A 20,803-nucleotide genomic window follows, 5' to 3' on the forward strand; every position below is an offset into this window, starting at 1 on the left:
CTCGCCTCGGAGTCCACAGTGGACTCGGCGCGGCCGGGAAAGGGCCCGCTCGGCGCGCTGCCGGCCCTCGTGCCTGCCGTGCGCCGGGCGCTGGCCCTGGTGGGATTCCTGTCCTTCCTCCACGCCGCCGCGCTGGTGGCACAGGCATTCCTGCTCGCGGACGTCCTCGCGGCGATCGTCGGAGCAGGCTCCGGGGGAAGCACCGCCCAGCTGGTTGCGCTGCTCGCGCTCGTCGCGACGCGCGCGCTGACCGGCTGGGCGGTGCGCACGGTTTCCGCCCGTGCCGCCGCGACGGCGCAACGCGAGTTGCGCGCCAAGGCCGTCGACCACGCGCTGCGCCTCGGTCCCGAGTGGATCGCCCGCCGCGGCCACGGCGAGCTGACCGCGCTCACCACTCGCGGGCTCGACGCGCTCGACGCCTATTTCCGCGAATACCTGCCTGCCCTGGTGACGGCGGCCGTCCTGCCGCTCGGTGCGGGTGCGGCGATCCTGTTCGCCGACTGGCCGTCCGGCGTGATCGTCGCGCTGACCGTGCCGCTGCTGCCGGTCTTTGCGATCCTGATCGGCAAGTACACGGCAGGCCGCGTCGCCGGATCGACCGACGCGGCGCACCGGATGTCCGAACGGCTCCTCGAACTCGTGCGCGTGCTGCCGGTGCTGACCGCGTTCCGCCGCGCGGGCGCGCAGGCCGAGACCGTCCGGCGGCTGTCCGAACGCCACCGCCGCGCCACGCTCAAGACGTTGAAGGTCGCGTTCTCCTCGGCGTTCGCGCTGGAACTGATCGCGACGCTCTCGGTGGCGCTGGTCGCGGTGGTGATCGGCGTCCGGCTCGTCGGCGGCAGCCTCCCGCTGGCCGTCGGGCTGGGCGTGCTGATCCTCGCGCCGGAGTGCTACCAGCCGTTGCGCGCGGTCGGTGCCGCGTTCCACGCCAGCGAGGACGGCGTCGAGGCGGTCCGGCGCGTCGCCGATCTGCTGGCCGAGCCCGTCCCCGCGGCAGGCACCGCGATCCCCGAGCCCGGCGAGCTGCGGGTGTCGGCTCTGCGCGTGGCGCGACGCGGCGGATTCGCCCCGGACGGCGAGACGTTCTCGGTCCGGCCGGGCGAAACGGTCTGGCTCCGCGCCCCGAGCGGCGGCGGCAAGTCGACGACGCTCTCGGCCCTGCTCGGTTTCGTGCCCGCCCACGACGGCGCGATCACGGTCGGTTCGGCGAATCTCGCCGACGCCGACCTGGTGCGCTGGCGCGAGCAGGTGGCGTGGGTCCCGCAGTCGCCGGTGTTCACGGGCGGGACGGTCCGCGAAGAAGCGGGCGACGACGAGGTGCTCGCCGAACTCGGCCTGGCCGGGCTCGCCGACCGCCCGGTGACGAAGCTGTCGCTGGGCCAGCGTCAGCGCGTCGCGGTCGCCCGGGCACTGCACCGGGTGCGGTGCGGCGCCTGGCTCCTGCTGCTCGACGAACCGACCGCCCACCTCGACGAAGCCAACGCACGCCTGGTGCTCGACGCGGTCCAGCGCGCGGTCGACAACGGCGCGGCAGCGATCATCGCGGCCCACGAGCGCCTGGCTGCTGTCGACATGTCGACCGAGCCGGTGGCGCCTCCTGTCGTGTCCACAAAGGACGTTCCCGGGACGCCGCTGGCGTGGCGACGGCTTCTCGACGGACGGCTCTTCGCCGGAGCGGTCCTCGGCGCGGCGGCGTTGCTGGCGGGGGTGGCGCTGACGGCGACGTCGGGCTGGCTCATCGCCAAGGCGTCGCAGCAGCCGCCGATCCTGACGTTGACCGTGGCGGTGGTCGGCGTCCGCGCGTTCGGGCTGGGCCGCGCGGGCCTGCGGTACGTGGAAAGGCTGGTCACGCACGACGCGGCGTTCCGTATTGCCGGACGTCTCCGCGTCCGGTTGTGGACTTCGCTGGTCCGGCTGGGGCCGGCGCGCAGCCTGCGCGCGGGCGAGGGCCAGCGGCGTCTGGTCGCCGACGTCGACACGGTGCGCGACCTGCTGCCCCGGGTGGTGTCGCCGCCGCTGGTGGTGGCGCTGGTCGCGGCGGGAGCGATCGCGGTGCAAACCTGGGTGCTGCCCCCGGCCGGCGCGGCACTGGCGGCGGCGGTGGCGCTCGGGCTGTGCGCGCCGTGGGTGGCGTTGCGGGTGGAACGCCGCGCGACCTCGGCACTGGCGGAGGGCCGCCGCGACGTGGCAGCCCGGGTCCTGGTGCTGTTCGAGGCGGCGGCGGAGCTGCTGGCATTCGGAACGGCCCGGCAGCATCGCGACGCCCTGGCGAACGCCGACACGCGCCTGGCCGCGCAGGCCCGCAGGCAGGCATTCGGCGCGGGCGCGGCGGAGGCACTGATCACGCTGGTCTGCGGGGCGGCCATGGTGATCAGTACGGCGCTCGCTGCGCAGGCGGTCGCCGACGGACGGTTGGATCCGGTGCTGGCGCCGGTGTTGGCGTTGGTGCCGCTCGCGTTGGCGGAGGTGCTGGCGTTGCTGCCGCCGGTGGCGCAGCACTGGGACACGCTGCAACGAGCGCGTCGCCGTTTGGCGGATGTTCGGGAGGAGGTGCCGGGTGGAGGGCCCCAGCCAGGTGCCGCGGTCACGATGCGCGGCGCCGATTTCGGCTGGCCCGACGGACCCGTTGTCCTCCGGGACGTCGATCTCGACCTGGCGCCAGGGACGTATGCCGCGGTCGTCGGGGCGAGCGGGGCGGGGAAGTCCACTCTCGTGGCCGCGCTCCTCGGCTTCCTCGCTCCTCGGCGGGGCGTGGTCTCCGTTCCGGAGCGGGTCGCCTGGGCGCCGCAGGAGCCGATGCTCGCGGCCACCACCGTTGCCGAGAACCTCCGGCTGGCCCGGCCGGACGCCACCGACGACCAGCTGCGCGAGGCGCTGCGCCAGGCGTCCCTCGACGACGTCGACCTCACGACGGTGCTCGGCAGCGGAGGCAGCGGACTCTCCGGTGGACAGGCTCAGCGCGTCGCACTGGCGCGGGCGTTGCTCGGGGCGCCGTCCGCCGGGCTCGTGCTGCTCGACGAGCCCACCGCGCACCTCGACGAGCCGACCGCCCAGGCCGTGCGGGCGCGCTTGCGGGAGGCGCTTGCGGGGCGGACGGTCGTGCACGTCACGCACCGCGCCGAGGAAGCCGACGGCGCCGACGTGGTGCTCGAGGTCCGCGACGGCCGCGTGGTCAGCCGGGTGCCGGTGACGTGATCGGTTCGCGCACTCTCCTTACCGCCCCGCCGCCGCGCCGCGCGATAATGACGGAACTCATGGATCCGACGCTTGCCGCGCGGGCACTGTCCGCAGCCACCGAGATCACGAGCACCGCCCTCTCCGGCGACGACCCGGGCGCGGTGCTCGAGACGGTCGTGGCCAGGGCCGCCGAACTCGCCGACGCCGACCTCGGCCTCGCCATGGTCACCGCCGACGACGGCCGCGTGGTGGTCGAGGCAGCGCACTACGCCACTGCGGGGAATGGGCCGACCGGCAGCGAAGACGCCTTGCCGGGGCAGGCGCTTCCCGCCGAGCCCGGTCCCGCGAGCGGCGGGGAATCCGCGCGACGGGCGTTCTCCGCCGAGCCCGCAGCGGCCGGGCCGGGGCCGACCGGCAGCGAAGCCCCTTTGCCAGGGCAGCCGCTGCCCGCCGAGCCTGATCCGGGGGCCGCGGCCGTCGGAGGTGGGGCGTCGGTCCCGGGGCAGCCGCTTCCCGCCGAGCCCGGTCCCGCGAGCAGCGGCGACTCCCTGCGTGGCCTGGCACTCCCCGCCGACTCCGCGGCCGGGCGGGTTGCGCGGGGTGGCGAGCCCGTGGCCAGTGAGGACTTCACCGTCGATCCGCGGACCGCTCCCTACGTCCCCGCCGAACTGCATGGCTATGGGCCCTTCGCCGCTGCTCCGTTCGGGTCCGGGGGGCGGGTTCTGGGTGCCTTGACCGTCTACCGGAAGCGGGGGCGTGAACCCTTCTCCGCCGGGACCGTCGAGATGCTCGTCGCCTTTGCCGCGCAGGCTGGGGTGGTGCTCGCCCTTGCCGAGGGCGCCAATGCCCGGCACCGGGTCGCGCTGTTCGAGGAGCGGGAACGCATTGCGCGCGAACTGCACGACGTCATCGTCCAACGTCTCTACGGCGCGGGCATGCAGCTGGACCGGGTCCGGCGCAACATGCGCAAGCGCTTCGCCCAGGCCGACGGGGCCCGGTTGTCCGACGCGATCGACCAGCTCGACCAGACCATCGAGGAAATCCGGGGCACCGTGCGCGCGCTGCGGTCACCGGAGCCTCGCCACGACACCGGCACGCCCACCGACCTCGCCGAGTCGGCGCGCGGCGAGGTTCGCATCGCCGGCGAGCTGCTCGGCTACCCACCGACCCTGGAGCTGTCCGGCGAATTCGCCGACATCCCCGCGGAACGCGCCGACCACATCCGGGCCGCCCTGCGCGAAGCACTGTCCAATGTGGTCAGGCACTCCGGCGCCAGTGAAACCCGCGTGACGCTGACCAGGGACTCCAGTGGCGTGAAACTCCGTGTCCGGGACAACGGTTCCGGTGTCCCCCAGGGCGTCGCCACCCGTGGCCTGCGTCATCTCGCCGAACGCGCGGACGCCGCGGGCGGGAAGTTCTTCCTGAACTCCTCACCCAGTCTCGGCACGCTCGTCGCGTTCGATCTGCCTCTCGACTGACCGGTCCTCCGGCACATCTCAGCATCTCAGCCTTCTCGGGTCATCCAGCCTCCCTTCCACGCCCTCGCCATGATCGTACCGAAAATTCGAACACGCATTCGACTCACGTTCGAGTGAATCTCTCGCGCGGAAAACGCTGATCGACATGGCGGTCCGTGACCGGGGCCGGGAAAAGGATCAGCGAACGGCGGATTGCGGACGGGCTGGACCGCGAAGCGTCACTTCTCGCGCCGGGCGATCCAGGCGGCGGCCTGCGTCCGGCGCTGCATGCCCAGCTTCGCCAGCACGGACGTCACGTAGTTCTTCACCGTCTTCTCCGCGAGGAACAGCCGCTCGGCGATCTCGCGGTTCGACAGGCCCTGGCCGATCAGCTCGAGCACGTCGCGCTCGCGCTCGGTGAGCGTCGCCAGCTCGTCGGTCGGCGGGTGCCGCATCTTGTCCAGCACCCGCGCGGTGCTCACCGGGTCCAGCAGCGACCGGCCGGCCGCGACCTCGCGGACCGCGTGCACCACGTCCTGCCCGCGGACCTGCTTCAGCAGGTAACCCGCGGCCCCGGCCATGATCGCGCCGACCATCGCCTCCTCGTCGTCGAACGCGGTGAGCATCAGGCAGGCCGGCGGATTCGGCTTCGACCGCAGCTCGCGGCAGAGCGTGATGCCGTCGCCGTCGCCGAGGCGGACGTCGACCACCGCAACCTCCGGCTCGACGTGCATCGCCACCGCCAGCGCCTCTTCGACGGTGCTCGCCTCGGCGACGACCTCGATGTCGGGCTCGTCGCCGAGGAGGTCGCGCAGCCCGCGGCGGACCAGTTCGTGGTCGTCGACGAGCAGAACCTGGATCGGCATACCCCGAGGTTACGGGGTGCGCGGCGGCCGTGGTGGCGGCCCGCCGGTGCCGTCACACGTGAATTACGTCAAACGTGTGACTTCGAAACCCGTAACATTCTCCGCCGCCGGTATTCCGGGGAGGCGAACCCGCAGGTGACGGCGAATACGGCAGAGAATCACCGGACGCGCGACGCCTGGTGGATCGCTGTCATTTCCGGAATTCCGGAAAGGCGCGTAACAGGCGCGCCGAGGCCGCGATAGTAACCACGCAATCACCCCCTGACGCCCTCCGAAGGGACTCCCGTTGTCCTTGCTCCGCCGTGCCTTGACGACGTCCGCGGCCGTCGCCGGGCTCGCTTTCCTCGGTCCCGTTCCCTTCGCTTCCGCGCAGCTCGCGACGCCTCTGACGGCCGATGTGGACTGTCCAGACTTCGAATACCAGGAAGACGCGCAAGCGGTTCTCGACGCAACGCCGGGAGACCCCAACCACCTCGACGCGGACAACGACGGTATCGCGTGTGATTCGCTGCCGCGCCGACCGCAGCACAACGCCGCCACGCCGACGTCGGAACGGCCCGCCACCACGCCGAAAACCACGGCAAGGAAAGCCGCCTCGGGTGGTCAGGTGAAAATCAAGCCGGTCGGCGGCGTGGCCACCGGCGGCGGTGAGCCCGACGCGGAAGTCCCCGGATTCCTGCTGGTCGCCGGTGCGGTGCTGGCCGCGTCGGCGTCCGGCGGCATGGTGCTCTACCTGCGCCGGCGGCCGAGTTGAGGCACCCGCGTCTGTGGCCCGCGGTCGCGGCGGTCGTCGCCGCGCTCGGCGTCGTCGTGGCCGTCGCGCTCGTCCTCGTCCTGTCGCCGAAGGCGCCGCAGCCCGCCGTCCCGCCGTCCCCCGTCGCGACCGCGGTGGTCACCACCGGCTCGCTGCCCGCGGCGAAACCGGCGTCCCTGACCATCCCGGCGATCGGCGTCCGGGCCGAGGGCCTCCGTGACCTCGGGCTGACGCCGGACGGCGCACTGGAGGTGCCGCCCGACGCCACGACCGTCGGCTGGTTCACCGGTGCGCCGTCACCCGGCGAGGCCGGCCCGGCAGTGCTGGCCGCGCACGTCGACTACCAGCACGTGCCCGGCGCCTTTTCGCGCCTGAAAGACCTGCGGCCCGGAGAACAGGCCAGAGTCGGCCGCACCGACGGCCGGACGGCGGTCTTCACGGTCTACCGCGTCGACCGCTACGCGAAGGCCGCCTTCCCGACCGACCGCGTGTACGGCGACACGGCGGAGCCCGAGCTGCGGCTCATCACCTGCGGCGGGGCGTTCGACCGGGCGAGCGGCAACTACCTCGACAACGTCGTCGCCTACGCGAAACTCACCGCGGTCGAAGCCTGAGCCAGGTCGAGCCGGGCCAGGTCGAGCCGCCGGTAGGTGCGTTCGTTCAGCGACCAGACGTCCAGGAGGTCGCCGTCCAGCTCGGGATACGCGATCACCAGGTGTTCGGGCTCGGCGCCGTCCTCGCGGTACAGGACGTCCACCGGCAGCCCGGCTTCGAGCTGCCAGCAGAGCTGCTGCTGCTTCGTGGTGAGCCGGCCCGCGTAGCGGTCGCTCATCGCGCGCGCGAGCTGGCCGCGCAGCAGGCCCGGTCCGCTTGCCGGCGCCGCGAGAAGGCGCTTCGCGTGCTCGGCGGGATCGGGCGGCCCTTCGTCGGGATCGGCGTCCCGGACGGCGGCCTTCGGCGCGGACTGCTGCTCGCGAGCAGGCAGCACGATGCTGCCGTCGGCGGCATGACGCGTTGGCGCATAACCCGCGTCACGCAAGGCGTTCACCGTTCCCGCAGCGTCCACTGTGGACGTCAGGACCGTCGGAGCCACGGCACGCAGGCCGAGCTTGGCGAGTTTCCGGTGCGCCGCCAGCTCGGCGAGCACGGCGGCGTCCCCGACGACGACGCTCGCGACGTCGATCACCTGCGCCTCGCCGTGCCGCCGCGCGACGTCGTTCACCAGGTACACCAGCGGTTGCGGCAGCTCGCCCGCCGCGATCGTCCGCAGCTCGGCGAGCAGCTCGCCTGCCGTCGCGCCCTGGTCGAACGCCCGCCGCACGGACGACGGCGAGAACCGCCAGCTGGTCGCGGTGCCCTGTGTCTCGCGGTCGGCGACGCGGTCCAGCAACGCGGCGAGCCGCGCGTCCGGCGAGCCGGGCACGATCGCGGTCAGGTCGGTGCCGAACAACGCCGTCGTCCGCGCGCGGGAGACCAGCTCGTCGGTGACTTCGACCAGCCCGTGCCCGGCGAGCAGCGCACGTCCGGCCGCGGTCACGGCACCGTGCGCGACGACGCCGAGCAGCTCGGCTTCGGTGAGCGCTGCCCGGACGTACGCGGCGAAGTCGTCGGCAGGCAGCATCGGCGCGTGCCACTGGACGAGCCGGACCAGCTGGCCGACGTCAGCGACGGCGTCACCGGGGTCGAGCCGCGCCAGCAGCCGCACGAGCGCTCGCCGCACCAGCGCGTCGACGTCGGTTTCGAACTCCGGCGGGACCGGGTCCCACCAGGTCGTCACCAGCAGGCGGTACAGCAGCGCGGGCTCGGGCCGCGCGAGCTCCGGGTTGATCCCCAGCGTCGGCGGCGGAGTCTTGTGCCCGCGCCGCGGCGGCTCCGGTTCGTCGGCCAGCAGCAGCCCGGTCTGCGCCGCGAGGTCGAAGGCCAGCTCGATCTCCGCCGGCGTGCCTCCGGTTTCCTTGGCGACCTTCTTGATCAGGCGCGTCCCGATCGTGCCGTCCTTGAGCAGCGGAAACGGCTCCGCGGCGGCCATGTCGAGAATCGCCGACACGCGATCGAGCAACCGCAGCGCGGCGGCCGACGACGCGGCCTCGCCGGACTCGGTCCCGACGTGCGTGACGGCGTACTCCGGTTCCTCGGGCGTGAACGGCAGCTGGCGGCCGGGGCCGCGCAGGGCGAGCGCGACCTCGATCGGCATGGCGACGCTGCCGTAGTAGGTCGCGAAGAGGAAACCGTGCTCGAAGGCCCACCCCGCCGGCGCGTGACCCTCGACTTCGGGCACACCTTCGGCCATGTCCAGCAACAGTTTGCGGGCATCGCCGGGCGCGGTGGCGAAGCGCTCGCGAACGCGGTCGGCGTCGCGGAAGAAGTCCAGGAGACTCAGGAAGAGGTCCCGTTTCCGCTCGGTGTGCGGCAGCCCGTTGGCCTGCGCCAGCTTCGCCAGCCGCGGCGTGCCGAGTTCGCCGAGCAGGTCCGCGACGGGCAGGCCGAGGCCCTCGGGCTGAAAACTGTTGCGCCGCAGCAGTCTCGGCAGGACGACTTTGTCGTCTTCGCGCCACAGCAGTGAGCGCTCGGCCAGTTCGTCCACATAGGACTCGACATCGGTGGCGCCGAGCAGCCGCGCGACTTCGGCAAGGGGCGCGGGCCCCTCACCGAGCACGTAACACAGCTGGACGGCGCGCATGACCTGCACCAGCGGAAGCGGCAGCCGAAGCAGCGCCGCGTCGATGGATTCGGGCGAGGCGAGCCGCGCCGCGACGACGTCGAGCCGCCGTGGCCACGGCTCTTCGAGCACGTCCGGCCGGTGGGCCAGCAGCTTCGCCAGCTCATCGGCGTTCAGGCGGGTGAGCCTGCCGAGCAGTTCGTCGGCGGTGGTCATGGGCCCAGGCTAGCGGCCGCCGGACGGCTATTCGCAGGCCACACCGTCGTGGTCACGGTCCAGTCCGGGCCGGTACCCGGGATCTCCCACGTGCAGGGGAGTGACTCCCGCTGCCCTCGCCTCACTGCAGTTGGCGTAGTAGGCGCTGCTCGTGTCCGGCTTGGGAGCAGGCGGCTCCGGGGTGGGCGTCCGCACCGGCGGCGGTTTGGGCGCCGCTTTCGTGCTCGGCGCGGGAGGTGCCGAGGTGGGTTCAGGTGCAGGCGTCGTGAGATTGACGGAGCCGTTGCACGGCGGGCCCCAGAATCCGTGCGCTGCCTGCCTGGCCGCGGTCTCGGCGGCGCTGAGTGCGGCCGTCGTGGACTTGAGATAGCCGTTCTGGACCGCCAGCGTTGCGTAGTCCTCGCCGTCGGCGAGGGTCACGGTGACACCGCCTGCCATGTCGGCGCCCAGCTTGACCGGCCGGCCGGCGAGCTTGCTGCCGGCCCAGGCCAGCGATTCCGCGCCAAAGCAGTCGCTGGTCGTCCCCGTCGTCGCCACACCCGTGACGTGCACCGTCTTCCGGGTGCCGTTGCTGCCGATCACCTCGAACGTGGCGCCATCCGTCACGGTTGCGACGGTGTAGGTCTCCGCGACGGGAGCCGGGGTGCCACTGGTGGTGGTGGGAGCGGCCGTCGTCGACGACGGCGAAGCCGTCAGCGCCGGTTCGGGTGACTTCCCGAAAATCGCGCCGAGAACGAACAGCACCAGGAAAACGGCCAGGGTGATCCGGAGCCAATTCGGGAATTGCCTTTTCGGGCGCGGCTGTCCCGGGGTGGGTGCGTACATGCGGGGTGATCCTCGTTCCTCGACGCGACGTGCCGACCCTGGGTTCGGGAAAAGCCCCGCCGGTGTTACGCCTCAGCGCGAAACGGACCACCATCTGTTATCCGGCCGAATATTGCCGTCACGATCCGGTCACGAACATCCGCCGGTGACGGAAAAGCTGTCACGGCCGAACGCGTCGGCGCGATCAGCCAGCGTGATCGAATCTCTCCCGTTGTCCGGCGCCGGCGGCCGTCCCGCGCACGATCTCGACTTCACCGCGGTGGAAATCCGTACCACGGGATTGCGGCCGGGACGCATTGTCGAGCTCGCCGCCGTGCGGATGCGGCCGGACGGCACCGTGGCCGGCGAATTGACGACGACGATCAATCCCGGCCGGGCGGTCACGCCGGGCTCGGTCTTCGTGCACGGCCTCACCCGGGACGAACTCGATGATTCGCCGCCCTTCGGCGCTGTGCTGGGCCCGCTGCTGGACCTGTGCGGCGGCAGTGTCGTCGTGGCGTACAACCTGCCTTTCGTGGCCGCCTTCCTGCGCGACGAAATCGCCCGGCTGGGGGTGCAGGTGCCGGTGCTGCCGGGCGTCGGCCTGCTCGCCGCCGCTCAGTCGGCCGTCCAGCTGCCCAACTACCGGCTCGCGACGGTGGCGCACGCTTTCGGCGTCTCCGTCCGGCTCGGCCGGCCCGCGGTGACCGGCGCCCGTGCGGTCGCGCGGCTGGCGGTCACGCTGTTCGGCAGGCACGGGTTCACTTTCGCGGTCGCTCCGGCCTTTCCCGCGGTGCCGCGGTTCGCGGCAGGCGGACGGCTGCGCCCACGGGGCGAGGAACCGCCGGTCGAGCAGGGCTGGATGGCCGATGTCGTCGAACGTGTGGTGATGGGACCGGTCGGTGGTGATCCGGCGCTCGGGTACGCGTACCTCGACCTGCTCGCCGGAGTCGTCGCCGACGCGCACCTGACGCACGAGGAGGTCTGGGCGCTGGCCGCGCTGGCGACCGAGGCCGGGCTTCCCGAAGCGCAGGTCCGGGCCACCCACGAGCAGTTCGTGACGTCCTTGCGTGCCGTGGCCGAAGGTGACGGGGTGGTGACCGATGCGGAAGTCCGTGAGCTGAACCAGGTTGCGGAAGCGCTCGGCGTGCCGGAACTCGTCAGTGATCTGCGGCGCTCCGGCGGGGACCGGCCGGTCAGGGTGCTCGTGCTGGGCAGCACGGCCGCCGCGGACCGGCTGCGTGCCCGGGTCCTGGCCGAAGGGGCTCAGCTGGCGAAGAAGCTGACCGCGACCGTGACCCATCTGGTTCGCGACGAGACGGTTCCGGACTCCGAGCCCCGGCTGGCCAGGGCAGCGGAGCTGGGGGTGATCGTCCTCGGCCTGCCCGAGGCGACGGCTGTCCTCGGATTCGGTCCGGCGCCGGCCCAGCGCACGTCCGTTCTGCCGGAGGTGCCTGCCGTGGTGGCTCCGCCGGTTCCCCAGCCGGCGCAGGTCGTCGCGCCTGCGCCCCGGACGGTGAAAGTCCTCGGCGGGCGGATCCTGATGGGCTTCGGGCTGCTGCTGATGTTCATCGTCGTCGTCACCATGTTCGCCGGGTCGCCGCTCGCCGTGGGGATCTTCCTCGGGATGCTCGGAGTCGGGGCGCTCCTCGGCGGGTGGTGGATCGCCGAGCCCGCGCCGCGGTGAGCCGATCTTCGGTACTCTCGGTCCGGTGCCCCGGCTGATCCATCTGAACGGCCCGTCCGGAATCGGGAAGTCGACCATCGCGCAGGCCTACGTGGACCGGCATCCCGGTGTCCTCAACCTGGACACCGACCGCGTCGTCTGTCTCATCGGGGGCTGGCAGGACACCTTCTTCCGGACCTTCCAGGCCGCGCAGCTGCTCACGGCCGCCATGGCCGGGGCGCATCTGCGGACCGGGTTCGACGTCGTCATGCCGCAGCTGGCCACGCGCGTTGCCGACGTCGAGCCCTTCGAGGCCGTCGCCGCCGAATGTGGGGCCGAATACCGGGAAATCCTGCTCACCGCGGACAAATCCGTGGCCTGCGAGCGCTTTGCCGGCCGGGCCGCCACGGAGGATGCCGTCACCAAGGGCATCGACGACGTCCTGTGGGAACGCGGGGGCACCGCCATGGTCGAGAAGATCCACGACCAGCTCACCGCCTACCTGCCGCAGCGGCCGCGGTGCGTGGTCGTGCCCACCGGCGGGCGGGCGCCCGAAGACACCTATGCCGACGTCGTTGCCGCGCTCGGCGCCCCCGTGCGGGGCCGCTGAGCCGGTCCGGTTCACTGGAGTCATGGCGGGCATTCCGGAACTGGCGTTGCGGCAGATCGAACGGTGGTGCGCCCAGCGCGTCCCCGAGCGGCTCAGGGACCGGATCCGGGTCGAATGCCGGACCCGCGGCCGGACGGTCACCATCGTCGAACGGCGTGCGCCAGGGCAGCCCGAAGCCGACTGGACCGAGCAGAAGATCGCGCAGCTGCGGCTGGACGACTTCGGGATCTGGTCGGTCTTCTGGGCCGACCGCACCGGCCGGTGGCTGTCCTACCCGGACGCGCCGGTTGCCAGCACCCCGCCCGCGCTGCTCGCCGAGATCGACCGCAACCCCGACGGCGTCTTCTGGGGCTAGGCAGGCGGCGGGAACCGCACCTCGTTGCGGTCGATCTTCGCGTGCGCCGCCGCGGCCAGGTCGACGCCGAGGCGGTCGGCCAGCTGCAGCAGGTACAGCGTGACGTCCGCGATCTCGTCCAGCACCTTCGCCGCCAGCTCGGGATCGTCGCGCCACGCGTCCGACTCCTCCGGCGTCAGCCACTGGAACAGCGAGGTCAGCTCGCCCACCTCGCCGGAAAGCGCCATCACGAGGTTCTTCGGGGTGTGGTACGGCTCCCACGCGCGCGCCGCCGCGAAGCCGCGCAGGCGCCGGGTCACGTCTTCGAAGGTCACAGGCCCGATTATCCCGGCCGTCACCGTGCGCTAACGGCCGTATGGCGGATCCGCGTTGACCGGTGAATCTCTCACTCAATAGGTTGACGCTCGTCGGGATGTGTGCGGGGTCCAAGGCCGGGAAAGGAACGTCTTGAAGTACCTGCGATCCGTCCGCGGCCGCATGCTCGGCATCGCCTGCATCCCCGGCGGTGCCCTCGTCCTCGTGGCACTGGTGATCGCGGTTTTCCTGATCCACCAAGCGGTTCGCACCCGCGACCTCGCCATGGAGACCGCTTCCGCGGCGGAACGGACGGCCCGTGCGGTGGTCGCCCTGCAGGCCCAGCGCAGCGCGGCGATGGCCGTGCCCGGCCAACGGGATGACGCGTACGCGAATTTCACCCAGCGGATCGACGACGCCATCACCGGACTGAGCGGCTACGCGCGGCGGGCGCCGGACGCCGAATCCGGCTTCCAGCAGACCACCGCCGTCGAACTGCTTTCCGTGGCCGAAGGGATGTACCGCTCCGATTCCCTTGCCCTGTCCGGGCTCGACAGCGGAACGCGGCGGCAGTTCACCGCCGCCGTCGCCGCCTACCGCGACCGGCTCGCGCGGGTTGCCCCGCAGCTCACCGAGAGTGGCCGGACGGCGTACGAGTCGCTGGTCCGCAGCGCCGACTGGAGCAGGCTGACCGCCGCGGAGGACGCGCTGACCGCGGCCGAACCGCTGCCGGTACCCGAGTCCACCTGGCGCAGCGCCGCCTACACCGTCTCCGACCAGCTGGGCAGGCTGTACACGCAGCAGAGCGAGTACGCCGTCGAACTCACCCTCGACGACGGCCGCCGCACCCTCGCCGGCGCGCTCGCCGCCGGCGCGGCACTTCTGCTGTGCGCGGTGCTCCTGCTGTTCGTGGTGCGGCGGCTGGTGGCGCGGGTTCCGGTGCCGGTCGTCCCGATCATGGTGCCGACCGTCCGCCCGGCCATCCCGCGGCCCCGGCACGCACGGTCACGACGGCCGCGGCTGCCCGAACCGTGGCCGCTGAAAGCCGTGTTCGACGATCTGCGCCGCCGGTGAGCCGCACACGAAGCGTCACGGACTACTCCGAAAAGAGCACGCGGTTGGCGCACACGCGCCGCACCGGGGGTCGGGCAGACTGGTGCGCGTGAGTCCCCACCCCGATCTTCGCCTCTACCTGCGCACTTTGGACGCGGAGACGCTGGCGGACCTGCTGTACGCCCAGGCCGAGCGTGACCCTGAGTTACGCCACTCGCTCGAACTGCGCGCCGCCACCCAATCCGGTGACGTCAGCGAGGCCCACCGGCTCCTGGACACCGCGGTCACCGGCGGGAACGCCGAGTACGCCGCGAAGGTCGGCGCGGTCCTCGACACGCTGCAGCGGATGCTCGACGCCGGCAGCCGCGCCGACCTCGCGCCGCTGGCCCGCCGCACGGTCGACGACATCAGCGAGGTGCTGGAACAGTCCGGCGACTACACCGGCGACCTCGGCGACCGGCTCGACCGGGCCGTCGAGCTGTACGCCCGCGCGTGTGCCGCCCGGCCACCGGACCCGGAGAAGCTGGCCGACTGGATCCTCGAAGTCGAGTTCGACGGTCCCGGGCGGCCGTCCATCGACCTCGCCGACTTCGCGGCCGCGCTGGGCGAGCCGGGGCTGCAGCGGATCAAGTCCACTGTGGACGACGTGCTCGCGGCGAGCGGGCCCGGCCACCGCCGTGACGTGGCCGAACGGCTCCGCGAACAGCTCGCCGAGGTCCTCGGCGACGTCGACGAGCTGGTCGCGATCCTGTCGGCCAAGCCGCCGCGCGTCGACGTCAGCCTCAAGATCGTCCGGGTGCTGCGGGCCGCGGGACGGCACAGCGAGGCCATCGCGCACGCCGCCCGCGCGCTCACCCACGACAAGCAGCCGCCCCCGGAACCAGAGGACGAAACGTCCCGCCGCCGCAAGGAGTTCGACGCCGAGCCGGGCCGGGAGACCTACGCCGCGCTGCGCGAGGCCGCGCAGGCCGACGGCAAGTGGACGGCCCAGCGGCGGGCCGCGCTCGCCCGGTTGCGGGAGCTGGCCGCCGAAAGCCCGGAACGGGGTGACGAGCTGGCCCGCGTCCTGCTCGACGACGGCCGTCCCGACGAAGCCTGGCGGGCCTGCGTGCGGTTCGGCGCGTCCCCGGAACTCAAGCTGGAACTGGCCGCGCAGCGTGCCGCGGAGCACCCGGCCGAGACCATCCCGGTCTTCCGCGAACACGTCGAGGACCTCATCGAGCGCAAGGACCCGCAGTCCTACCGCGAGGCCGCGCGACGGCTGAAGCTGTTGCGCAGCTTGCACAAGCAGGCCGGAACGCCGGAGGAGTTCACCGCCTTCGTCGGTGCGCTGGCGGAAACCCACCGCCGGAAAACCCGCCTGATCACGGAAATCCGTACCGCGCGCATCGCCATCCCCAAAGCCGTAACCTCTTCGCGCACCTCTCGTTGACCCGGATGAACCGGTGATACACGTGCACCGGGACACCGCGAGCCCGCCAAGGCGGTCACCCGCTCTGGCCAGCGACGTCGCGGTGGCCCTGTTCCGCCGTCCGGCTCGGCGCCTCCCCGCCGGGCAGGCGGGGGGACCCGCGCCAGGGCCACCGCGACCGGCTGACGGGCGCGGTGCAAACATGACGTCATGAGCCCGGTGAGTCGCGCCCGCAAGAGGCAGCCGCAGCCCGTCACCCACAGCGTGACCGGCCTGTTCAAGGACGTCCTGAACGACTTCTCGGCGCTGGGCGCCGACCCCGCGCCCGTGGACGTCGAGCTGCTCGCCTCCGAGGTGCTCGGCCAGTTCCGCGACCTGCCCGCCGAGGACGGCGCCGAGCCGCTCGGCCTCGAGCTGATCGCTTTCGCACAGCGCAAGATCACCCCCGGTGCCGCCGCGCTGCTGGCCGCGCTGAAGGTCGTCGCGGAGACCGACGTCGAACGCAAGGCCGCCGACGCCGCGCTGCAGGTCGTCCTCGGCCGCGGCATCCCCGAGCCCGCCTGGGCCGGCGCGCTCGGGCAGGTCACCTCCGGCGAGTGCTGGCGCACCGGGGACGTCTACGGCGACGAGTCGTCCCTGCTCTGCGTCTTCACCCACGGCGGGCAGGCGTACGGCCTGCTCGCGCTGCTCGACTTCACCGAGGGCGGCCGCGTCCGGGACCTCGTCGTGATCGACCAGCCCGCCGACGTCGTCGCCGAGATGCGCGAGCAGTCCGACGCCGACCCGGAGCTGGTCGTCTTCGAAGCCGTCGACCCGGCCGAAGCGCACCGCCTCGTCGCCGACGGCCTCGCCGCGACCGACCACCTCGAAGACGCCGACGTCAGCGAGGACTACGCGCGCTTCCACGCGATCGCCCTCACCTGGTGCCGCGCGCTGCCGGAGCCCGCACTCGTGCCCGAGGTGGCCGAGTGGTCCGAGGCCGAGCGCGCCGCCGTCGTCGAGCAGTTCGTCGCGGCGAGCGGGGAGGACGCCGGCGCCGCGCGCGCGATCGGGCGCCTGCTGCTGGAGCACGGCCTGCGCACCGACCCGGCGAACCCGCTGCGCGTGGGCCCGGAGAAGATCGCGCGGTTCCTCGAGGGCCTGCTGGGCGAGGAGTACGAACTCGACGCCGACCACGAGGAAGCCGTCGAGCCGGTCGTGCTGGCCTGGGTCCAGTGGGCGGCGGAGCGGGCCGGGCTGACCGAGACGGCGATCGCCGGGCTCGACGAGGCCGTCGCCGACTACCTGAGCGAGTACGCCGACGAGGACGACTCCCCGCTGGAGCGCTACTTCGGCGACGTCGGCGACCTGTCGCCGACCGAGCTGGCCGACGCGCTGGAGCGGCGGATGTTCGCCGTGCCGTCGCTGACCACGGAGATCGACGAGGAAGAGGTCGACCTCGACCCGGCCGACCCCGAGCAGCGCCGCGCGCTGGTCATCGCCGAAGCCGACGAAGACGAGGAGGAGCAGCGGCTGATCCTGCGCGCCACGATCGTCGACCAGCTGTGGGACGACGAGCCCGCCGAGCTCTGGCAGGCCGTCCAGCGGCTGCAGGAGGGCGAGCTGGACCGCGACGAGATCTTCGAGCAGCTGATCGACGCGCTGGAAAACAGCCTGGTCGACGCGGAAACGCTCGAATACGACGCCGAGGCCTACCTGGAGGCCGTTGCCGCACTCTGAGGGTTCAGGGGAGGGGGCCTGCCGGTTCGGCGGGCTTCCCCTTGCGGCGGCGCTCCTGCAGCCTGTCGTCGAAGTCCACGACGAACGTCCCGGCGGCCATCGCGATCAGCAGGGTCAGACCGAGCACCGCACCGACCCAGGTGAGGATCATCGAGAACATCGTGGGCCTCCTCCCCAGCTCAGAGTCGTTTTCCGGACTCCTTCAGGGTCGCTTTCGGACCCGCGCACCGGTATCGGCCAACCGGTTACGGCTGCCGGGCCCGCCTCGGCCGATCGGCCGGGAAACGGCCGCGGAAAGTCGCGGACGGCGACCGCGCGTGCCCCGGTGTTCGCCCACCGTGGAAATGGGACGCGTGTGGGTGACAGCCGGGCTTGCGTCCCGCGGCGGCGAGGCTCAGAGCTTGCGCAGGCGGACCCGGTTGATGGTGTGGTCGCAGTCCTTGCGCAGCACCAGCGTGGCTCGAGGCCGGGTCGGTTTGATGTTCTCCATGAGGTTCGGCTCGTTGATCGACCGCCACAGGTGGCGGGCCTCGGCGCGGGCCTCGTCGTCGGGCAGGCCCGCGAAGTGGTGGAAGTGCGACGCCGGGTCCGCGAACGCCGTGTGCCGCAGCTCCAGGAACCGCTCGATGTACCAGCGCTGGATGTCGTCGGTGTGCGCGTCGACGTAGATCGAGAAGTCGAACAGGTCGGACACCATCAGCCGCGGGCCCGGCTGCAGGACGTTCAGCCCCTCCAGGATGAGGATGTCCGGCTGCTGCACCACCTGCTCCTGGCCCGGCAGGATGTCGTAGGCCAGGTGCGAGTACACCGGCGCCGTGACGCGCTCGGCGCCCGACTTCACCTCGGTGACGAACCGCAGCAGCGCGCGGCGGTCGTAGCTCTCGGGGAAGCCCTTGCGGTGCATGATCCCGCGGCGCATCAGCTCGGCGCGCGGGTACAGGAACCCGTCGGTGGTGACCAGGTCGACGCGGGGGTGGTCGGGCCAGCGGGCGAGCAGGGTGCGCAGGATGCGGGCGGTGGTCGACTTGCCGACCGCCACGCTGCCCGCGATGCCGATCACGAACGGCACCTTCGTGCCGCGGGAGTCGTCGCCGAGGAACGTCGTCGTCGCCTCGTAGAGCCGCTGGCGCGCGGCGACCTGGAGGTTGATCAGGCGGGACAGCGGCAGGTACACGTCGGCCACCTCGGCCAGGTCGACCTGCTCGCCGAGACCGCGCAGCCGCAGCAGCTCGGCCGCGGTCAGCGGCAACGGCGTGGAACTGCGCAGTTCCTTCCATTGTTCGCGGTGCAGCTCGACATACGGGCTGAGTTCGCGGACCCGGGTCATCGCACACTCCTCCGGCCGTCGCCTGCACTGGCGGACGTTCACCTGCCTGATTAACGGTAGGGCTTACGGCCCGTGAACGCGCTGTGATGTAGTCCACCCCTTACCTGGGGGTTGATCACTGCGGGTGACCGAAAACCTCGGTCCAGGCGGCCGCGACCTGCCGGGCGCACGTCGACGGCGCGACCCCGCCGACGCCGGTGCCGAGGCCCGGCATCGCGATCGTCTCGACGAACTCGCGCAGCGGGCCCTGGTCGAGCCGCCCGTCGCGCCACTTCAGGAACACCGCGCGGGCGGCGAGGTAGGGGTGCACCGTGCCGGACGGCAGCAGCTCGCCGGGTTCCCGCATCGTCGGCGCGCTGATCAGCCACGCCGGCCGGTCCTCGCCGGTCGGGACGACCACGGCCTCGCCGACCGGCAGCTCACCGCCGTGAAAGGCCAGGACAGCGCTGCGCACGCGCTGCTCGACCTCGGGAAAAGCCCGTGCGTAGACCGCGTCGATGCCGCCGCGCATCCAGCCGTAGGAGTTGGCCGGGCTGACCACGGCCTGGGCGGCGACGTCGAGCACCGACCCGCGGTGCACGCGGACGCGTCCGCCGAGCTTGTCCGCGGCGGCGCTCCAGGCCGCGGCGAGTGGTTCATCGACGGCGCACAGCACCAGCTCCGGGGTGCGAGGGAAGACCGGCGGCTCGGCGCCCTCACGGCCGGTGTGCGTGCCCGGGTCGGCGGTCACGCGTCCCAGCATCGCAAAAAACGCCACCCGGCGTAACCGGTTCCCGTACCGGCTGTCCGAGTGAAAGTCGCCACGGCCGGGCCCCGTAGCCTGGGTGTGTGTCACGGATCGCATACTTCGGCCCCCGGGGGACCTTCACCGAGCAGGCCGCGCGGGCACTGGCCGCCGGCGAGGACCTGATCCCGCTCGAGACCATCCGGCTGGCCATGACGGCCGTCCGCAAGGGCGAGGTGGACGCCGCGTGCGTCCCCATCGAGAACTCGGTCGAAGGCGTGGTGCCCGCCACGCTCGACGCGCTTTCGGAGTCGACGCCGCTGGTGGCCGTCGCCGAGACCATCCTGCCCGTCCACTTCAGCGTGCTGACCCGGCGCGGCGGCGGCGAGATCCGGACCGTCGCCAGCCACCCGCACGCGCTGGCCCAGGTCCGCGAGTGGCTGGAGGCCAACCTGCCGGACGCGCACCCGGTGGCGTCGTCGTCGACGTCGGCCGCCGCGGTCGGCGTGCTGGAGGGCGAGTTCGACGCGGCCGTCTGCGCGCCGGTCGCGGTCGAGCACTACGACCTCGAGGTGCTGGCCACCGAGGTCGCCGACGTCGCCGACGCGGCGACGCGGTTCCTGCTGGTCCGGCCGCCGGGTGACCTGCCGGCGCCGACCGGGGCCGACCGGACGTCCGTGGTCGCCGCGGCCGCGAACCGCACCGGCACGCTCGCCGAGCTGCTCACCGAGCTGGCCACCCGCGGCATCAACCTGACCCGGCTCGACGCCCGGCCGACGCGCAACAACTTCGGCGAGTACCGCTTCTTCATCGACTTCGAGGGGCACGTGGCCGAGCCGCGGATCCTCGACGCGCTGACCGCGCTGCGCCGGCACTGCCGCAACCTGCGGTTCCTCGGCTCGCACCCGCGGGCCGACAGCACGCGCACCACGATCGAACCCGGCTTCGGCAACGACGACTTCGTCGAGGCGGCCGTGTGGGCGGACGCGGTCCGCAAGGGAGACCTCGCGTGAGGCTGCTGCTCATCCGCCACGGGCAGACGGAGGGCAACGTCCGCGGCGCGCTGGACACCGCCCTGCCCGGCCCGCCGCTGACCGAGCTGGGCCGCCGTCAGGCGGACGACCTGGCGGCGCGGCTGGCGGGGGAGCCGGTGGTCGCGGTCTACGCGTCGCAGGCGATCCGCGCGCAGCAGACCGCCGCGCCTCTGGCGGCGCGGTTCTCGCTGGACGTCCAGGTCGTCGACGGCGTGCACGAGGTCGCCGCGGGTGACCTCGAAGGGGCGACCGACCACCACTCGGTCCGGGTCTACATGGACACCGTCCGGCGCTGGACGCTGGGCGAGCTGACGCCGTCGCTGCCCGGCGGCGAGAGCGGCACGAGCGTGCGCACCCGGATGCTCGACGCGGTCGGCCGGCTGCGGGCCAAGCACGAGCAGGCCGACCCGGACGGGGTGGTCGCACTGGTCAGCCACGGTGGCGCGATCCGGCTGAGCGCGGAGTGGCTGGCCGCGAACGTCCACGCGGACGTCGCCAACGCGGCGCTGATCCCGAACACCGGCCTGGTCGAGCTGGAGGCGCGGCCGGACGGGCAGTGGCACTGTCTCACCTGGGTGGACACCCCGCTGTAGCCGTCACGAAAGTGTGACCCTGTCACGTTTAAGACACGTTTGGTGGGGAATTCACCGGTCCGAACCAACCTGCCCGCGCTGCGG

Annotated in this window: 19 protein-coding genes; 12 read left to right on the forward strand and 7 right to left on the reverse strand. The window is 72.5% G+C overall.

Annotated elements, in window-relative coordinates:
• The first annotated feature begins 18 nt into the window (after positions 1-18).
• Complete coding sequence (gene cydD / locus ABJI51_RS20350; RefSeq protein ID WP_348953042.1) at positions 19-3,195, forward strand: thiol reductant ABC exporter subunit CydD; 3,177 nt, start codon at positions 19-21, stop codon at positions 3,193-3,195.
• 59 nt (positions 3,196-3,254) lie between these two features.
• The gene (locus ABJI51_RS20355) at positions 3,255-4,655 is read left to right on the forward strand and encodes a histidine kinase (RefSeq protein WP_348952665.1); all 1,401 of its coding nucleotides are present in this window, start codon (positions 3,255-3,257) and stop codon (positions 4,653-4,655) included.
• A gap of 218 nt (positions 4,656-4,873) precedes the next feature.
• Here the strand turns inward: ABJI51_RS20355 and ABJI51_RS20360 are convergent, their stop codons facing one another.
• The gene (locus ABJI51_RS20360) at positions 4,874-5,500 is read right to left on the reverse strand and encodes a response regulator (RefSeq protein WP_348952666.1); all 627 of its coding nucleotides are present in this window, start codon (positions 5,498-5,500) and stop codon (positions 4,874-4,876) included.
• Positions 5,501-5,786: 286 nt separating this feature from the next.
• On the opposite strand from ABJI51_RS20360, the gene ABJI51_RS20365 reads away from it, so the two are divergent.
• Positions 5,787-6,254: a calcium-binding protein gene (locus tag ABJI51_RS20365; RefSeq protein WP_348952668.1), complete on the forward strand. Its 468-nt coding sequence runs from the start codon at positions 5,787-5,789 to the stop codon at positions 6,252-6,254.
• Entirely contained in the window at positions 6,251-6,868 is a 618-nt protein-coding gene (locus ABJI51_RS20370; RefSeq protein WP_348952670.1) for a class F sortase, read from the forward strand. The genes ABJI51_RS20365 and ABJI51_RS20370 overlap by 4 nt, the downstream gene beginning before the upstream one ends.
• Here the strand turns inward: ABJI51_RS20370 and ABJI51_RS20375 are convergent.
• Both ABJI51_RS20375 and ABJI51_RS20380 read right to left on the reverse strand, forming a co-directional pair.
• Entirely contained in the window at positions 6,838-9,129 is a 2,292-nt protein-coding gene (locus ABJI51_RS20375) for a helicase-associated domain-containing protein (RefSeq protein ID WP_348952672.1), read from the reverse strand. The genes ABJI51_RS20370 and ABJI51_RS20375 overlap by 31 nt on opposite strands.
• 27 nt (positions 9,130-9,156) lie before the next feature.
• The gene (locus ABJI51_RS20380) at positions 9,157-9,873 is read right to left on the reverse strand and encodes an excalibur calcium-binding domain-containing protein (protein WP_348952673.1); all 717 of its coding nucleotides are present in this window, start codon (positions 9,871-9,873) and stop codon (positions 9,157-9,159) included.
• 274 nt (positions 9,874-10,147) lie between these two features.
• Here ABJI51_RS20380 and ABJI51_RS20385 point away from each other — a divergent pair, with 274 nt between their 5' ends.
• From ABJI51_RS20385 to ABJI51_RS20395, 3 genes are read left to right on the forward strand one after another with little or no spacing between them, the layout of a single operon-like run.
• On the forward strand, positions 10,148-11,620 hold the full coding sequence (locus ABJI51_RS20385; protein WP_348952675.1) for an exonuclease domain-containing protein: 1,473 nt from the start codon (positions 10,148-10,150) through the stop codon (positions 11,618-11,620).
• A 25-nt stretch (positions 11,621-11,645) separates the two neighbouring features.
• On the forward strand, positions 11,646-12,209 hold the full coding sequence (locus ABJI51_RS20390) for a P-loop nucleotide/nucleoside kinase family protein (protein WP_348952676.1): 564 nt from the start codon (positions 11,646-11,648) through the stop codon (positions 12,207-12,209).
• Between the two features lie 22 nt (positions 12,210-12,231).
• Positions 12,232-12,564 carry a DUF3024 domain-containing protein gene (locus tag ABJI51_RS20395; RefSeq protein ID WP_348952678.1) on the forward strand — a complete coding sequence of 111 codons (333 nt, stop codon included), beginning with the start codon at positions 12,232-12,234 and terminating at the stop codon, positions 12,562-12,564.
• Here the strand turns inward: ABJI51_RS20395 and ABJI51_RS20400 are convergent.
• Positions 12,561-12,878 (reverse strand): nucleotide pyrophosphohydrolase, encoded by a 318-nt coding sequence (locus tag ABJI51_RS20400; protein WP_348952679.1) that lies wholly within the window; start codon positions 12,876-12,878, stop codon positions 12,561-12,563. The two genes, ABJI51_RS20395 and ABJI51_RS20400, sit on opposite strands and share 4 nt — an antisense overlap.
• A gap of 133 nt (positions 12,879-13,011) precedes the next feature.
• Here ABJI51_RS20400 and ABJI51_RS20405 point away from each other — a divergent pair, with 133 nt between their 5' ends.
• The 3 genes from ABJI51_RS20405 (at position 13,012) to ABJI51_RS20415 (ending at position 17,041) form a co-directional block, all read left to right on the forward strand.
• Complete coding sequence (locus ABJI51_RS20405) at positions 13,012-13,932, forward strand: nitrate- and nitrite sensing domain-containing protein (protein ID WP_348952680.1); 921 nt, start codon at positions 13,012-13,014, stop codon at positions 13,930-13,932.
• An 88-nt stretch (positions 13,933-14,020) separates the two neighbouring features.
• Positions 14,021-15,343 carry a DUF6880 family protein gene (locus ABJI51_RS20410; protein ID WP_348952681.1) on the forward strand — a complete coding sequence of 441 codons (1,323 nt, stop codon included), beginning with the start codon at positions 14,021-14,023 and terminating at the stop codon, positions 15,341-15,343.
• A 189-nt stretch (positions 15,344-15,532) separates the two neighbouring features.
• Entirely contained in the window at positions 15,533-17,041 is a 1,509-nt protein-coding gene (locus tag ABJI51_RS20415; RefSeq protein WP_348952682.1) for a hypothetical protein, read from the forward strand.
• 4 nt (positions 17,042-17,045) lie between these two features.
• Here ABJI51_RS20415 and ABJI51_RS20420 read toward each other — a convergent pair whose 3' ends face one another.
• The 3 genes from ABJI51_RS20420 to ABJI51_RS20430 all read right to left on the reverse strand — a co-directional run bounded on the left by ABJI51_RS20420 (position 17,046) and on the right by ABJI51_RS20430 (position 19,098).
• Entirely contained in the window at positions 17,046-17,201 is a 156-nt protein-coding gene (locus ABJI51_RS20420; RefSeq protein WP_348952683.1) for a hypothetical protein, read from the reverse strand.
• Between the two features lie 234 nt (positions 17,202-17,435).
• Positions 17,436-18,368 carry a type I pantothenate kinase gene (gene coaA, locus ABJI51_RS20425; protein WP_348952685.1) on the reverse strand — a complete coding sequence of 311 codons (933 nt, stop codon included), beginning with the start codon at positions 18,366-18,368 and terminating at the stop codon, positions 17,436-17,438.
• A 115-nt stretch (positions 18,369-18,483) separates the two neighbouring features.
• On the reverse strand, positions 18,484-19,098 hold the full coding sequence (locus ABJI51_RS20430; RefSeq protein ID WP_348952687.1) for a macro domain-containing protein: 615 nt from the start codon (positions 19,096-19,098) through the stop codon (positions 18,484-18,486).
• Positions 19,099-19,196: 98 nt separating this feature from the next.
• Here ABJI51_RS20430 and pheA point away from each other — a divergent pair, with 98 nt between their 5' ends.
• Together pheA and ABJI51_RS20440 are read left to right on the forward strand one after the other, a co-directional pair.
• Positions 19,197-20,105, forward strand: coding sequence for a prephenate dehydratase (pheA, locus tag ABJI51_RS20435; protein WP_348952688.1), 909 nt, complete (start codon positions 19,197-19,199; stop codon positions 20,103-20,105).
• Complete coding sequence (locus tag ABJI51_RS20440) at positions 20,102-20,719, forward strand: histidine phosphatase family protein (protein WP_348952689.1); 618 nt, start codon at positions 20,102-20,104, stop codon at positions 20,717-20,719. Before pheA ends, ABJI51_RS20440 begins: the two co-directional genes overlap by 4 nt.
• Positions 20,720-20,803: the final 84 nt, after the last annotated feature.

It is taken from the genome of Amycolatopsis melonis (assembly GCF_040064235.1).
Classification (GTDB): domain Bacteria; phylum Actinomycetota; class Actinomycetes; order Mycobacteriales; family Pseudonocardiaceae; genus Amycolatopsis; species Amycolatopsis melonis.